The sequence below is a fragment of the Microbacterium sp. BDGP8 genome, assembly GCF_029991045.1.
GTDB classification, from domain to species: Bacteria; Actinomycetota; Actinomycetes; order Actinomycetales; family Microbacteriaceae; genus Microbacterium; species Microbacterium plantarum.
In genome coordinates this window covers 917,161-931,817 of record NZ_CP120712.1, presented here as the reverse complement: position 1 = coordinate 931,817, position 14,657 = coordinate 917,161, and the positions used below count along the sequence as shown (strand labels likewise).

Sequence of the window (14,657 nt, the reverse complement as noted above, 5' to 3'; positions counted from 1 at the left end):
CATGGACGACCCCGAGGCGCCCGCGCGCTCGAGCGGACGACCCGTCGATCCGCGGCTGCTGCGCTACGCCCGCACCTCGCGCCTCTTCTTCGTCGCGATCGGCGCGATCGGCCTCGCCCAGACCGCCGTCGTCGTCGGGTTCGCCTGGCTGACCACGCAAGCGATCGTCGGAGCCATCGGCGGGATGCCGGTAGCCGACCTCATGCGCGTCCTCGCCGCCCTCGCCGCCGTCGTCGCCGCGCGCGCCGGGCTCCTCTGGCTGCGCGAGGGCGTCTCTGCTCGCGCCGCCGCCCGGGTGCGCAGCGAGCTGCGCGGCGGGCTCACCTCGGCCGTCGGCCGCCTCGGCCCTGGCTGGCTCGCGAACCGCAACTCTGCTCAGCTCGCGGTGACCGCGGGCCGCGGCCTCGACGCGCTCGACGCCTACTTCGGCCGCTACCTGCCGCAACTCGTCCTGACGGTCATCGCGACCCCGGTGCTCATCGCCGTCATCTGGTGGAGCGACTGGATCTCGGGCGTGACGGTCCTGCTCACGATGCCGTTGATCCCGCTGTTCATGGTGCTGATCGGACTCGCCACCCGCGCGGTGCAACGCGCGCAGTGGCAGACCCTCCGCCAGCTCGCAGCCCGCTTCGCCGACACCGTCCGCGGACTCTCGACCCTCACGGTGTTCGGCCGGCAGCACCGCGCCGCGTCATCGATCGAACGGGTGACCGAGAACTACCGCATCGAGACGATGCGCGTGCTGCGGGTGTCGTTCCTGTCGGGCTTCGCGCTGGAGTTCCTCGCGTCGATCTCCGTCGCGATCGTGGCGGTGTCGATCGGCTTCCGGCTCATCGACGGCTCGCTCGCCCTGTCTGTCGGACTCTTCGTGCTGCTACTGGCCCCCGAGGCCTACCTTCCGCTTCGTCAGGTCGGGGTCCAGTTCCACGCCGCCGCAGAGGGTGTCGCGGCCACCGACGACGTCTTCGAGGTACTCGACGCGGCGCGCGCGCTGCCGCCGCAGGATGCCGCGAGCTCAGCGTCGACGACGGACGCCGCGACGAGCGTCGCGGCGGAGCGCGGCATCCTCCGCGCCCGTGAGCTCCGGGTGCGTCGCGGCGATTCGCTGCTCGCACCCGTGTCGTTCACGGCGAGGCCGGGCACGATCACGCTCCTGTCCGGGCCGAGCGGCGCGGGCAAGTCGAGCGTCTTCGCCGCGCTGCGCGGCGTCGCCCCGTTCGAAGGGGAGCTGACCCTCGACGGCGAGCAGGTTCCGCCGCCGGCGTCGTGGCTCGCCTGGGCCGGACAGGACGCGGGGCTGATCGCCGGCACCGTCGCCGAGAACGTCACGCTCGGCGCTTCGACGGACCGCGTCGCCGGGCCCGCGGGTGAGCGCGCCGTCGTCCGCGCGCTCACAGCCGCCGGCGCCGCTGACCTCGACCCGGCGCTCGAGCTCGGCGTGCGCGGCGCGGGCCTCTCCGGCGGGCAGGCGCAGCGCGTCGCGGTCGCCCGGGCTCTCTTCCGGCACGTGAACAGCGGTGCGCCGGTGGTCGCGCTCGACGAGCCGAGCGCCGCACTCGACGCCGAGACCGAGGCCGCGCTCTGGCAGAGCCTCCGCCGTGTCGCTGACGACGGCGCGACTGTCCTGCTCGTCTCGCACCGGGAGTCTGCCCGGTCGATCGCCGACGTCCTCGTCGACGTACGACCCCGATTGGAGGTGACGGCATGACCACGACGTCCGAGGTGCTTCGCGGCGCGATGCCCCCGCCGCGACGGTTCTGGCGCGCCCTCGCGACCGGGTTCGCCACGGAGGCCTCGGCCGTCGCGCTCCTCGCGTGCAGCGCGTGGCTCATCGTCCGCGCGAGCGAGCAGCCCGCGGTGATGTACGTGATGGCGGCCGTCGTCGGGGTGCGGGCGTTCGCGATCTCGCGTGCCGTCTTCCGCTACCTCGAGCGCCTCACGTCGCACGATGCGGCGCTGCGTCAGCTCGCAACGACGCGGACCGACCTCGTCCGACGCCTGATCCCGCTCGCACCCGACGGGCTCGGCCGCATCCGCCGCGGATCCGCGCTCTCCGCCCTCGTCGACGACGTCGACGACCTGCAGAACCTGCCGCTGCGAGTGGTGGAGCCGCTCGTGGCCTCGGCCACCGTCGCTCTCGCCGCCGTCGTCTTCGTCGCGACCGTCTCGTGGCCGGCCGGGCTCACCCTGCTCGGCTGCCTCGTCGTCGCCGCGGCGGCGGCCACCGGCTGGGGCTGGGTCGCGGGTGCTCGCGCGGAGCGCACGATCGCCCCGCTCCGCGCCCGGCTCGCCGACGCCGTCGCCGACCATCTCGGAAGCCTCGACGTGCTGCTGGCGTACGGGGCCGAAGAGCAGAGCCGTCGCCGTGTCGAGGCAGCGGACGCCGACCTCCGACGTGCGGTCGTCCGCCGCGCCGGTGCGCAGGCCGGAAGCGCAGCCATCGTCTCGCTCGCCGCGGGCGCCGCATCGATCCTCGCCGTCATCGTCACCGCCCCGGATGCCACCGCCCTCGGCGGTCCGTGGCTGGCCGTCGCCGTCCTCGTGCCGATGGCCGTGTTCGAGGTCTTCCAGACGGTTCCGCTCGCAGCGGCATCCTGGCGTCAGGTGCACGCGTCGGCGGAACGGATCGCCGAGACCGTGCCCGGCGACATCCCATCGGGACTCGTTGCGAGCAGCGTCGCACCCACGGGTGTCGCGCCCGCGCTCGGCGACGGCCTGCACCTCCGCGACGTGTCGGTGACGTGGCCCGGAGCCGATCGGCCGGCCCTCGCGGGCGTCGACCTGGATGTCCGCCCGGGTGAACGCCTGCTCGTCGTCGGCTCGAGCGGTGCGGGCAAGTCGACGCTCGCGCATGCCCTTGTGCGCTTCCTCGACGTCGATGGGAGCTACCGGATCGGGCGCACAGACGTGACCGGCCTCTCCCCCGACGACGTGCGCCTGACGGTGGGACTGTGCGAGCAGCAGCCGATGCTCTTCGACGAGGACATCCGCCAGAACCTCCTGTTCGCCCGCGACACCGCGACCGACGCCGAGTTGGAGGCCGTGCTCGAACGCGTCGGCCTGGGCGGCTGGCTGCGCGAGCGCGGCGGTCTCGACGCTCGCGTCGGCGAGCACGGCGCGCTCGTGTCGGGCGGCCAGGCGCAGCGCATCGCGCTCGCTCGTGCGCTGCTGCACGGCTTCCCCGTGCTCGTGCTCGACGAGCCGACGGCCGGGGTCGACCCCGCGGCATCCGACGCGCTGATGCGCGATCTGCTCTCGGCCGTCGACGAGGAGCGCGCCGTCGTGCTCATCTCGCACGTCCGGGTGCCGAGTGCGCTCGTCGACCGCACGGTCCGCATCTCCGACGGGCGCCTGCTCGCCGGCTGACGCGCGGCCCCCACCCCGCGCCCACCCGCCCCCCCACACCCCGCGCGGTCCCATTTCGGCCGGGAAACCCGCCCCCAAACCCGGCCCAACGGGGACCTCGGCGAGCCGCGTGACCGGGCCTCAGCGGTCGAGGTCGATGCCGAACGCCTGCGCGCCGGGCGAGGAGGGCAGGCGCTCGAACCCCAGGCGGTCGTAGAAGGCGAGCGCCCCGTCGTTGGCCGCCGACGCGACCAGGTGCAGACGGATGACGCCCGACGCGCGGAGCTGCTCCGACACCCGGTCGATCAGCCGTCGCCCCCACCCCTGCCCCTGGGCCGCGGGCAGCAGGTCGATGTGCAGGTGCGCGGGATAGGTCGCGGCGAGCGGCTCGGCTCCGGGGCGTCGACCGTAGGCGTATCGCAGCGTCCCCGCCTGCCGCGAGGTGTCATCGGGCGAGGGCACGGGCCAGCGGTCAGCGAACCGCGGCCACCAGTCGCCGCGGAACCACTCCTCGAAGGCATCGGTGTCCGGCGTCGCGACGACGTAGCCGATCGCCCGGTCCTCGTCATCGGCCACGACGAAGGCGGAGTCGGGATGCCGCTCGGCGTAGGGCAGCACGAAGATCGCTCCCCAGATGTCGTCGTCGTCGAAGAGTCCGGTGGCATCGGAGCCGTGGTCGGCGGTCCGCAGACAGATCTCGCTCAGCGCGGCGTCATCGCCGGGCCGGACGGCGCGCATGTGGGGCATTCCCCCATCGTGCCACTCAGTCCCATGTGATCGCGGCGGTCGGCAGCGAGAGCTGCACGAGGCCGCCCGCGCCGAGGTCCGCGGCCAGATCCACCGGGATGTCGACCGCCGCCGGCGGATCGGAGACGATCACCCGGACTCCGCCGACGGTGGGCTCGAGCCGAACGACGCGAGCCCGCCACACGACGCGGTCGGCGTCCGACGGCGCAGCCCCCGACCGCGCGAGCCCGTCGCCGGCCGCGACCCCCTCGAGCCGGACGTCGCTCGGGCGGAACAGAGCGGCAGCGGCACCACCGTCCGCGCCGGGCCGGGGCACCGCGAGGGTGCCGGCCTGCCAGACCGTGTCATCGCCCTGGCCGACCACGTTGCCGACGACACGGTTCACTCCCGCGATGGCAGCACCGAACGCCGTGGCGGGGGTCCGCAGCACCTCTCGGACGGCGCCGCTCTGGGTCACGAGTCCCGCTTCGAGCACCACCAGCCGATCGGCCACCGCCGCCGCATCGAGGGCGTCGTGGCTGACGATCACGGCCGTCGCCCCGGCAGCCCGCAGCTGTTCGCCGAGCATCGCCCGCAGTGACGCGGCCGTCGCCGGATCGAGCGCCGTGAACGGCTCGTCGAGCAGGATGACGCGGGGCCGCGCCGCGAGCGCGCGGGCGAGGGCGACGCGCTGCTGCTGCCCCCCGGAGAGCTCCCGGGGATGCCGGCCGCCGACCCCGGCGAGCCCGACCCGCTCGAGCCATTCGTCGGCGATGAGGCGCGCCCGGCGTGCCGGCTCTTTGCGAGAGCGGAGCCCGAAGGCCACGTTCTCGCGCGCCGAGAGGTGCGGGAAGAGGCCGGGGTCCTGACGCAGCATCACGATGCCGCGGTGCTGCGGCGCCACGCGCCTGCGGGGGCTCGCGACCTCGTCGTCGTCGACGCGGATCGATCCCGCGTCGAGCGGCACGAGGCCCGCGATCGCCTCGAGCACCGTCGTCTTCCCCGCGCCGCTCGGCCCCATGACCGCGACGACCTCCCCCGGTTCGGCGACGAGGTCGACGGTCACGGTGAGGCCGGGCCGCTGCACCCGGACGCGTGCCGTGAGCCGGGCACTCATCGGGCACCGCCCGGCCGCCAGGCCCGCACGAGCAGAAGCGCGGCGATCGCGGTGATGAGCAGGAGGAGCGACAGTGCCACAGCCGTGCCCTCCGACACCCCGGCACCGTTGAACGCCGTGTAGATCGCCAGCGGCATCGTCTGCGTGACGCCGGGCGCGTTGCCGGCGAACAGTGCGGTGGCGCCGAACTCGCCGAGGGCGCGGGCGAAGCACAGCACGGTCCCTGCGATGAGCCCGGGCGCTGCGAGCGGCAGGGTGACCCGGAACAGGATGCGCCACCGTCCCGCCCCGAGCGCGGCGGCGGTCTGCTCGTACCCGACTCCCGTGGCGCGAAGTGCGCCCTCGAGCGCGAGCACGAGGAAGGGCAGAGCGACGAAAGTCTGCGCGATCACGACAGCCACGGTGGTGAACGGGATGCGGATGCCGGCTTCGCCGAGCATCGCGCCCAGCCAGCCGGTCCGCCCGAACAGGAACAGCAGGGCGACGCCGCCGACCATGGGGGGCAGCACGAGCGGGACCGTCACGATGGCTCGCAGCACCGCCGCTCCGCGGGCGCCTGCCCGGGCGATCGTCAGGGCGAGCGGAACGCCGAGCACGATGCACGCAGCGGTGGCCGCGAGCGCGGTCTGCAGCGAGAGCGCGAGCGCCGCGCCGGCCTCGGGCGACGTGACGTCGGTCCACACCGTCGTGGGGTCGACGCGGCCCACCAGGGCGGCCAGCGGGACCACGAGCAGCGCGAGCCCGACGACCGCCGGCACGAGAAGGACGCGCGGCACATACCCCGGCGCGCTGCGGCGCGTCGTCCGGTGACCGCCGGCCCCACCGCCGCTCACGGCGCCCCGAAGCCGAGACGGCGCAGCACCGTCTGGCCGTCTTCGGACAGCACGTAGGCGACGAACTCCGCGGCGGCCTCGGGCGACCGCGCGTCGGCGAGCGCCGCGATCGGATACCGGTTGACGACTCGCTCGGCGCCGGCGACCTCCACCGTCTCGACATCGCCGGTGAGGGCGGCATCCGTGACGTAGACGAGGCCGGCATCGGCCTCGCCGCCCGCGACCTTCGTCAGCACCGCGGTGACGTTCTGCTCGTAGCTGTCGACGCTCGGAGTGACACCGGCGTCGCGGAGAAGCGTCTCCGAGGCCGCGCCGCACGGCACCGCCTGTGCGCACAGCACGACGGTGCGGTCGGCGTCGGCGAGGTCTGCCAGGCCGGTGATCGAACCGGGGTTCCCGGCCGGCACCACGAGGGTGAGCCGGTTCGTCGCGAAGACGTCCGGGGCGGCGGCGAGCCCGGCGTCGACGACCTTCTGCATGTTCGCCTCGTCGGCCGAGGCGAACACGTCGCCGGGGGCTCCCTCGATCAGCTGCGTCGCGAGCGTCGACGACCCGTCGTAGCTGATGGGCGAGATCGTGACGGAGGGATGCCGCTGCTCGAACTGCGACGCCAGCTCGTCGAATCCCGTCTTCAGCGACGCGGCAGCGAAGACGGTGACCTCGCCCGAGACCTCGGATTCCGCGGCGCCCGGCCCCGACTCCGCGACGCCGCCCGCGGCGCACCCGCTCAGGAGGAGCATGACAGCCGCGAGGGCGGCGACGGTGATTCGTCGTGTGCGCACGGCTCAGTCCTTCGGAGTCTCGACCACGACCGTCGTGGCCTTCACGACCGCGACCGCGAGCGATCCGGGTTCGAGCTCGAGTTCGCGCGCCGCCTCGGCCGACATGAGCGACACGATGCGGTGCGGTCCCGACTGCACGTCGACCTGGGCCATCACCCCGTCGATCTGCACGCGGGTGACAAGGCCGACGAAGCGGTTGCGGGCGCTCGAGAGTCGGTCGGAGGGGTCCGCCGCGGCGGAAGCGAGCTCGACCGCGTGCGCGGCGAGCGCGTCGCCGGGCACCCTCGCCGGGCTGTCACCCGAGACCGGAAGGACACCCTGCTCGATCCAGCGGCGCACGGTGTCGTCGCTGACTCCGAGCAGGCGGGCCGCCTCCGAGATGCGATACGTCGTCATGGGCCGAACATACCCGCAACTGCGGAAGAGGGGGGCCGAATCCGCCGCATCCGCGGATGCTCGCCCGGGTCCCACCCGCGCCCGCCCCAGGTACCCCTATGCGCGTCTAGCCTGATCCCATGACCCTGCCGCCCCTCGTCGATCCCGCCGAGACCCTGTCGAATCGTGAGCGCGAGCGCACCGCGAGGCATGCCGTCCTCGCGGGCCTGGGCGACCAGGGTCAGCGACGGCTGGCGGCGGCCCGCGTCGCGGTCGTCGGCGCCGGCGGTCTCGGCTCGCCGGTGATCCTCGCCCTCGCCGCCGCCGGGGTCGGGACGATCACCGTCATCGACGACGACGTGGTCGAGTACGCCAATCTCCAGCGGCAGGTGATCCATCGCGTCGACGACGTCGGCGCACCGAAGGTCGCCTCCGCGGTCCGAGCCGCCACCGCGTTGTCGCCCGAGACCCGGATCGAGACGCGCCGCGAGCGGCTGGATGCCGATAACGCGTCGCGTCTGCTGGCGGGGAGCGACCTCGTCATCGACGGCACCGACACGTTCGAGACCCGCACCGTCGTGGCCGCGGCATGCGCGGCACTCGGGCTGCCGCTCGTCTGGGGCGTCATCCAGGAGTTCCACGCGCAGGTCACCGTCTTCTGGACCGCGCCGCCGGCAGGCGTTCCGGCCGTCGGCCTCGACGACCTCTACCCCGCGGGCAGCGCGGACGACCTGCCGACGTGCGCCGAGGTGGGCGTGCTCGGGTCCCTCTGCATGACGGTGGGCGGGATGCTCGCGACCGAGGCGATCAAGCTCATCACCGGGGTCGGCGAACCGCTCCTCGGCCGGCTGGCCGTCGTCGATGCCCTCACCGGCGCCCAGCGCGAGGTCCCGCTGCGCGCGGCGTCGAGTGCGGCGTCCCCGGCCGCGGTTCCTCCGCCCCCTGCAGAGCCGAGACGGACCGCGGCACCCGAGGTCGATCTCGAGCAGCTCCGAGCGCAGCAGTCCGTCGGCGCGGTGGTGCTCGATGTGCGGGAGCCCCACGAGACGGCGACCGGTGTGCTGCCCGGCTCGGTGCTGGTACCGCTCGGCGAGCTTCTCGCTGATCCGAGCCTCGCCGGTGCCGACCGGGTCGTGGTGGTGTGCGCGCACGGCATCCGCGCCCATCGCGCTGCGGATGCCCTCCGGGGCCGCGGTGTCGCGGCATCCGTGCTCGCGGGCGGGCTCGCACGGTGGCAGTCGTGAGCGGCGGGCTGCGCACCGTCGAGGATCAGCTCGCGGACGTCCTCGCCGCCGTCCGCCCGCTGCCGACCCGCACGGCCGGGCTCGCCGACGGCGCCGGCTGCGTCTTGCGCGAGGCTGCGATCGCGCGCGGGGGGATCCCCGACTTCGACAACTCGGCGATGGACGGCTTCGCGGTGCGCTTCGACGATGTCGCGACGGCGTCCGCCGAGCGTCCCGTCGACCTCGCGGTCATCGCCGATCTGCCGGCGGGCACGGCGGACGATCCGCATCTGACCCCCGGCGAGGCCGCACGCATCATGACGGGCTCCCCGGTGCCCAGCAGCGCCGACACCATCGTGCCGTTCGAAGACACCGCGGGCGGCCTCGATGATTCGCTGACGACCGCACGCGTGCTCACCGCCCCCGCGAGGCGGGGCATGTTCGTCCGGCGCGCACACGACGACATCCGCCCCGGCGACACGGTGCTGGACGCCGGGACGCTGCTCGGCCCGCGGCAGCTGGCGGCCCTCGCCGCCGCCGACATCGCCCGGGTCACCATCTCGGAGTCCCCGCGCGTCGTCGTCATCTCGACCGGCAGCGAGCTCGTCGAGCCCGGCTTCCCACGCATCCGAGGACAGATCCCCGAGTCGAACGGCCTGCTGCTCGAAGCGCTCAGCCGTCAGGCGGGCGGTACGGTCATCCGCCGCGTGCACGTCGACGACGGCGGCGCCGCCTTCCGGCACGAGATCGCCGCGGCCACGACCGGCGGATCCCGAGCGGACGTCGTCATCACCTCGGGCGGGGTGAGCGCGGGCGCCTACGAGGTCGTCAAGACCGAACTGGGCGACGCGCTGCGTTTCTCGCGGGTGGCGATGCAGCCGGGCAAGCCGCAGGCCTTCGGGGTCCTGCCGTCGGGAACGCTCGTCTTCGGCCTGCCGGGCAACCCGGTGAGTGCGGCGGTGTCGTTCGAGGTGTTCGTGCGCCCTGCCCTGCTCGCCCTCCAGGGCCGCTCCGACCTGCGGCGGCCGGCGTTCCGGCTTCCCGCGGCCGAGTCCTGGCGCACGCCACCGGGTCGCCGGCAGTACCTGCCCGCGGTGGTCGACCGCACCGACCCTGCAGGATGGTCCGTGCGCCCGGCGACACCGGGCGGCTCGGGCTCGCACCTCGCGGGCGCACTAGCCCTCGCCGAGGCGTATGCGGTCGTCCCGGAGGAGACGGCCGTCGTCGAGCCCGGCGACCTCATCGACGTCGTGCTGCTGGAAGGATGAGGGCATGAGCTTCACACACCTCGACGACGCCGGTCACGCCCGCATGGTCGACGTCACCGCGAAGCAGCCGACCGTCCGCGCGGCGACTGCTCGCGGATTCGTCCGCTGCTCGCCCGAGGTGGTCGCAGCGCTGCGCGACGGCGCCGTGCCGAAGGGCGACGTCCTCGCCGTCGCACGCATCGCCGGCATCCAGGCTGCGAAGCGCACCCCCGAGCTGCTTCCGCTGGCGCATGTGATCGGCGTGCACGGCGTCGTCGTCGACCTCGACATCACCGACGACGGCATCGAGATCGAGGCGACCGCACGCACCGCCGACCGCACCGGCGTCGAGATGGAGGCGCTCACCTCGGTCTCGGTCGCCGCCCTCGCCGTGGTCGACATGGTGAAGGGCCTCGATAAGGCGACCTCGATCGAGAACATCCGCATCACCGCGAAATCCGGCGGCCGCAGCGGCGACTGGCGACGTTCCGGCGAGGACGCCTGATGGCCCGCGTGCGCTACTTCGCCGCCGCCGCTGAACGCGCCGGCCGGAACGAAGAGCATCGCTCCGAGACGACCCTCGGCGCCCTGCGCGACGCGTTGTCGCGCGAGATCACTGGGCTGGCGGCCATCCTGCCGAAGTGCGCCGTGCTCGTCGACGGCGCACGCGTCGCCGACACCACCGAGATCGGCCCCGACGTCACCGTCGACATCCTGCCGCCCTTCGCGGGCGGCTGAGACGGCCCGGGTTCGACGCCATCAGCCGCCGATCCCCTTCCACGCCGTCGTGCCATCGGCCTCGATCTGCTGCTTCCAGATCGGCAGCTCGCGTTTGATCGCCTCGATCAGCTCGCGGCAGACGTCGAACGCGTCGCCCCGGTGCGCCGTGCCCACCGCGATGACGACCGCGGCGTCCCCCACCGCGAGGTCGCCGATGCGGTGACTGACCGCGACGATGCCGTCACGGTCGCCGAGGGCCGCCTCGGCGATGGCTCGGAGCGTCGCCTCGGCATCGGGATGTGCCTCGTAGTGCAGCGCGGCGACCGTGCCCGCGGCATCCGGGTCGTGGTCGCGCACGGTGCCGACGAAGCTCGTCACCGCTCCGACGGCGGATGAATCGACGGCCTCGAGGTGCTGGGAGACGTCGAGAGGCTCCGCGGTGATGCGGGCGATGCGGATCTCGCCCATCAGTGATCGTGCCCGTCGAGCTGGGCGACGACGTGCCCGGCGATTCCCGTCACCACGTCCATGCCGGATGCCACGGCGCGCGGCGACCCCGGCAGGTTCACGATGAGCGTTCGGCCGGCCACCCCGGCACGTCCGCGTGAGAGCACCGCAGTGGGCGTCTCGGCGACACCGCGGCGTCGCAGCTCTTCGGCCACGCCGGGCAGCTCGCGCTCGATGACCTCGCCGGTACCCTCGGGAGTCTCGTCGCGCGGTGCCACGCCGGTGCCGCCCGTCGTGACGATCAGGCGTGCTCCGTCGGCGATCGCGACGCGCAGCGCCTCGGCGACGGGGGCGGCTCCGTCGGCGACGACCACCGCATCGCCACACTCCCACCCCGCGGCGCGCAAGGCCTCGACGGCGACCGGGCCGGCCGCATCCGGACGCTCGCCGCGCGCTGAGCGGTCGGAGACGGTTATGACGACGGCGGAGCGGCTCATGACCCCACCCTAGAAGCGTCCGCGCCCGCGGGGGCGGTGTCATCGTCGGCGTGGGTGTTCTCGACGGCGATCCGCCCCTCTTCGACCTTCCCCTCGGCCATCTCCGTGATGCGCGTGGCCATCGCCGTGAAGATGAGCCCGTGGAACGGCAGCACACCGAGCCAATACAGCCGCCCGGCCAGTCCGCGCGGGAAGAAGATCGCGCGCTGCTCATAGCGGGCACCACCATCCCGCGGTGCGACTTTGAGCTCGAGCCAGGCCTCCCCCGGCACCCGCATCTCGGCACGCAGCCGCAGCAGGCGGCCCTCCTCGACGGCCTCGACGCGCCAGAAGTCGATCGCATCCCCCACCCGCACCTTTCCCCGGCTGCGGCGGCCGCGCGCGAGGCCGATGCCGCCGACGAGACGGTCCATCCAGCCGCGGATCTCCCACAGCGCGCGAGCCGAGTACCAGCCGTTCGTCCCGCCGATGCCGGCGATCACCTCCCACAGTCGCTCTGGCGACGCGCTCGTTTCGGCGGAGCGCTCGTCGGTGAACACGGTGCGGCCCGCCCATTCGGGGTCGCTCGGCAGCGGATCGCTCGGCGCGCCGAGCACGTCGGCGTCCTGCCAGCTCGTCTCGACCTCGTCGGCGTCCACCCGGCCCAGCGCCAGCCGCACGCTCGTCCGGTACGACGTCAGGCCGCCCTCGGGCTGCGGGATGATGTCGTCGATGTCATGGTCGTCCATGACGCACTCGTTCTGAAGCGACGCGATGAGCGGGCGGGCGATGGCGCGCGGCACCGGCGTCACGAGGTTGACCCAGTGGGAGGCCAGCCCGGGCGTCAGCACCGGCAGGGCCGCGATCGCGCGCTGCCGCAGGCCCGCCTCGAGGGCATAGCCGTTCATCATCTGTCCGTACCGCAAGACGTCGGGACCGCCGATGTCGACGGCACGGTTCAGCTCAGGATCGACGCGGGCTGCGCCGAGCAGATAGTGCAGGACGTCTCGCACGGCGATCGGCTGGATGCGGTTGCGCACCCACTTCGGCGCCGGCATGTACGGCAGCACATCGGTGAGATGACGCACCATCTCGAACGACGCCGACCCCGACCCGATGACGACCCCCGCCTGCAGCACGAGGGTGGGCACGCCGGACTTCAGCAGAATCTCGCCGACCTCCACGCGCGAGCGCAGGTGCGGCGAGAGCTCCGCATCGGAGGGGTGCAGGCCACCGAGATAGACGATGCGCTTCACGGATGCCGCCGCCGCGGCGTCAGCGACCGTGCGGGCGGCCCGCTCGTCGGCCGCCTCGAACCCGGCCCCCGCTCCCATCGAATGGATGAGGTAGTAGACGACATCCACGTCGTCGACAGCCTCGGCGACGGCATCCGCGTCGTCCGCCGAGCCGCCCACGATCTCGACGGCGTCTCCCCACGGGAAGCTGGCGACCCGCTCGGGCGTCCGTGCCAGCACGCGCACGCGGTACCCCGCCGCGACGAGGCGAGGCACCAGCCGTCCGCCGATGTACCCGGTGGCGCCGAGGACGAGGGCTCGCGGGGCGGATCCGTCCGGTCGGGGCTGCGCCTGCAGCTCGGGCTCGTGTCCGGTGGGTGCGGTCAGCTCGGTCATGATCAGACGGTAGGCGTCCGTCGGCCCCGTCCGACACGACTTGACACGTGACGGATGGACGGTCGCCGGCCGGGCGTACGGGCCGTTCGCCTCACGCGCGCGCGATAGGCGGCGACGCACCGGACCGCAACGCCCGTCCCCGAGGTTGCGCACGACCCCGCATCGGGGTCTACGCTCCCGTGAGCGAAGGACAGTCGTCTGGCGACCCGAGCCCGGCGGCGCTGCCGGAGGAGAATCGAATATGTCACGCACGCGCACCAAGCGGCCTGCCCGCCGACGTCTCGAGGTCGACGACGTCATCGTCGTCGAACGCAAGAAGGTACGCACCGCGATCTCGGGCACCGTCGTCGGCAACTTCATGGAGTGGTTCGACTTCGGGATCTACGGCTACCTCGCCGTGACCCTGACGGTGGTGTTCGCCGAGGACATCCCCGACCCCTGGGGCCTTCTCGTGACGCTCCTCGGCTTCGCCGTGTCGTTCCTCGTGCGTCCCCTCGGCGGGATCGTGCTCGGCCCGCTCGGCGATCGGATCGGGCGCCAGAAGGTCCTGTTCCTGACGATGGCGATGATGGCGACCGCGACCGCGCTCATCGGACTGCTGCCGACGTCTGCGCAGATCGGTGTCTGGGCTGTCGTCCCCCTGTATGTGCTGAAGATGGTGCAGGGCTTCTCGACCGGCGGCGAGTACGCCGGGGCGTCGACGTATGTGACCGAGTTCTCCCCCGACCGCTCGCGCGGTTTCTGGGCATCATGGCTCGACGTCGGCTCGTACGTCGGCTTCGCCGCCGGCGCTACGGTCGTCGCGCTGACCACCCTCATCACGCAGGGGCTCTGGGGCCCCGACGCGATGGTCGACGGCGGCTGGCGCATTCCGTTCCTCGTCGCCATCCCGCTCGGCATCGTCGCCATCTGGTTCCGCCTGCGCATCCCCGAGACCCCGGCATTCGAGCAGGAGTCGGAGTCGGCCGCGGCGCCCAGCAAGGACGACCCGATGGCTCGTCACGGCATCGGCGGCATCCTGCGCCACCACTGGCGGACGATCCTGGTCGCCGTGGCGATCGTCGCCGCGACCAACACGGCCGGCTACGCGCTGACCAGCTACATGCCGACCTACCTCGAGAAGGAGGTCGGACTCTCGAACCTCTCGGCCGCGGTGGCGACCGTGCCGGTGCTGATCGTCATGTCGGCGACGCTGCCGTTCGTCGGGCGCCTCAGCGACCGGTTCGGCCGGCGTCGCATCTACGCTTTCGCGATCGGCGCGTCCCTCGTCCTGACGATCCCCGCCTTCGCCGTCATGCAGATCGGCGAGCTGTGGGCCGTGTTCATTGCGCTGGGCATCATCGCGGTACCGGTCGCACTGTTCGTCGCGATCTCGGCGAGCGCCCTGCCGGCGCTGTTCCCCACCGCGACCCGCTTCGGCGCGATGGGCATCGCGTACAACCTGGCGGTGTCGCTCTTCGGCGGTACGACGCCGCTGTTCAGCCAGGCGCTCATCGAGTGGACGGGCAACACCTACATGCCCGCGTTCTACATCATGTTCTTCTCGGCGCTCGCGGCCGTCGCGCTCTTCGCGATGCGCGAGACGGCGCAGCGGCCGCTGCTCGGGTCGGTGCCGACGGTCGAGACGATCGCCGAGGCCGAGGCGCTCGTCGCCGGGCAGGACGACGATCCGCGCATCGACACCTCGACGATGCCACTCGACATCATCCGTCCCTGAGACGCCCGCGTCCCGGGC

The 14,657-nt window shown here is 73.2% G+C and carries 15 protein-coding genes; 7 read left to right on the top strand and 8 right to left on the bottom strand.

Annotated features, from left to right (window positions below; all coding sequences use genetic code 11):
* Nucleotide 1 precedes the first annotated feature (1 nt).
* A complete protein-coding gene (cydD, locus tag P6897_RS04405) occupies nucleotides 2-1,708 on the top strand; it encodes a thiol reductant ABC exporter subunit CydD (protein WP_274178010.1) in 1,707 nt (568 codons plus the stop codon).
* On the top strand, nucleotides 1,705-3,366 hold the full coding sequence (gene cydC / locus P6897_RS04400; RefSeq protein ID WP_282502209.1) for a thiol reductant ABC exporter subunit CydC: 1,662 nt from the start codon (nucleotides 1,705-1,707) through the stop codon (nucleotides 3,364-3,366). Before cydD ends, cydC begins: the two co-directional genes overlap by 4 nt.
* A gap of 120 nt (nucleotides 3,367-3,486) precedes the next feature.
* Here the strand turns inward: cydC and P6897_RS04395 are convergent, their stop codons facing one another.
* Genes P6897_RS04395 through P6897_RS04375 form a run of 5 tightly spaced genes read right to left on the bottom strand, consistent with a single transcriptional unit; the run spans nucleotide 3,487 to nucleotide 7,199 of the window.
* Nucleotides 3,487-4,092: a GNAT family N-acetyltransferase gene (locus P6897_RS04395; protein WP_282502208.1), complete on the bottom strand. Its 606-nt coding sequence runs from the start codon at nucleotides 4,090-4,092 to the stop codon at nucleotides 3,487-3,489.
* 16 nt (nucleotides 4,093-4,108) lie between these two features.
* Nucleotides 4,109-5,188 (bottom strand): ATP-binding cassette domain-containing protein, encoded by a 1,080-nt coding sequence (locus P6897_RS04390; RefSeq protein WP_282502207.1) that lies wholly within the window; start codon nucleotides 5,186-5,188, stop codon nucleotides 4,109-4,111.
* Complete coding sequence (locus P6897_RS04385; protein WP_282502206.1) at nucleotides 5,185-5,964, bottom strand: ABC transporter permease; 780 nt, start codon at nucleotides 5,962-5,964, stop codon at nucleotides 5,185-5,187. The genes P6897_RS04390 and P6897_RS04385 overlap by 4 nt, the downstream gene beginning before the upstream one ends.
* A gap of 53 nt (nucleotides 5,965-6,017) precedes the next feature.
* Nucleotides 6,018-6,803, bottom strand: coding sequence for a molybdate ABC transporter substrate-binding protein (modA, locus tag P6897_RS04380; protein ID WP_282502205.1), 786 nt, complete (start codon nucleotides 6,801-6,803; stop codon nucleotides 6,018-6,020).
* Between the two features lie 3 nt (nucleotides 6,804-6,806).
* Nucleotides 6,807-7,199, bottom strand: a complete 393-nt coding sequence (locus P6897_RS04375; RefSeq protein WP_112613545.1) for a TOBE domain-containing protein — start codon at nucleotides 7,197-7,199, stop codon at nucleotides 6,807-6,809.
* Nucleotides 7,200-7,318: 119 nt separating this feature from the next.
* Between P6897_RS04375 and P6897_RS04370 the strand changes: the two genes are divergently transcribed.
* From P6897_RS04370 to P6897_RS04355, 4 genes are read left to right on the top strand one after another with little or no spacing between them, the layout of a single operon-like run.
* On the top strand, nucleotides 7,319-8,422 hold the full coding sequence (locus P6897_RS04370; protein ID WP_282502204.1) for a ThiF family adenylyltransferase: 1,104 nt from the start codon (nucleotides 7,319-7,321) through the stop codon (nucleotides 8,420-8,422).
* Nucleotides 8,410-9,669 (top strand): gephyrin-like molybdotransferase Glp, encoded by a 1,260-nt coding sequence (glp, locus tag P6897_RS04365; protein WP_348997234.1) that lies wholly within the window; start codon nucleotides 8,410-8,412, stop codon nucleotides 9,667-9,669. Before P6897_RS04370 ends, glp begins: the two co-directional genes overlap by 13 nt.
* A gap of 4 nt (nucleotides 9,670-9,673) precedes the next feature.
* On the top strand, nucleotides 9,674-10,153 hold the full coding sequence (gene moaC / locus P6897_RS04360) for a cyclic pyranopterin monophosphate synthase MoaC (RefSeq protein ID WP_282502203.1): 480 nt from the start codon (nucleotides 9,674-9,676) through the stop codon (nucleotides 10,151-10,153).
* Nucleotides 10,153-10,386 (top strand): MoaD/ThiS family protein, encoded by a 234-nt coding sequence (locus P6897_RS04355; protein WP_282502202.1) that lies wholly within the window; start codon nucleotides 10,153-10,155, stop codon nucleotides 10,384-10,386. The genes moaC and P6897_RS04355 overlap by 1 nt, the downstream gene beginning before the upstream one ends.
* 21 nt (nucleotides 10,387-10,407) lie before the next feature.
* On the opposite strand, the gene P6897_RS04350 is transcribed toward P6897_RS04355, so the two are convergent.
* Genes P6897_RS04350 through P6897_RS04340 form a run of 3 tightly spaced genes read right to left on the bottom strand, consistent with a single transcriptional unit; the run spans nucleotide 10,408 to nucleotide 12,922 of the window.
* Nucleotides 10,408-10,836 (bottom strand): molybdenum cofactor biosynthesis protein MoaE, encoded by a 429-nt coding sequence (locus P6897_RS04350; RefSeq protein ID WP_282502201.1) that lies wholly within the window; start codon nucleotides 10,834-10,836, stop codon nucleotides 10,408-10,410.
* Nucleotides 10,836-11,312 (bottom strand): MogA/MoaB family molybdenum cofactor biosynthesis protein, encoded by a 477-nt coding sequence (locus P6897_RS04345; RefSeq protein WP_282502200.1) that lies wholly within the window; start codon nucleotides 11,310-11,312, stop codon nucleotides 10,836-10,838. Before P6897_RS04345 ends, P6897_RS04350 begins: the two co-directional genes overlap by 1 nt.
* A complete protein-coding gene (locus P6897_RS04340; RefSeq protein ID WP_282502199.1) occupies nucleotides 11,309-12,922 on the bottom strand; it encodes an SDR family oxidoreductase in 1,614 nt (537 codons plus the stop codon). Before P6897_RS04340 ends, P6897_RS04345 begins: the two co-directional genes overlap by 4 nt.
* A gap of 241 nt (nucleotides 12,923-13,163) precedes the next feature.
* On the opposite strand from P6897_RS04340, the gene P6897_RS04335 reads away from it, so the two are divergent.
* The gene (locus P6897_RS04335; RefSeq protein ID WP_282502198.1) at nucleotides 13,164-14,639 is read left to right on the top strand and encodes an MFS transporter; all 1,476 of its coding nucleotides are present in this window, start codon (nucleotides 13,164-13,166) and stop codon (nucleotides 14,637-14,639) included.
* The last annotated feature ends 18 nt before the right edge of the window (nucleotides 14,640-14,657 follow it).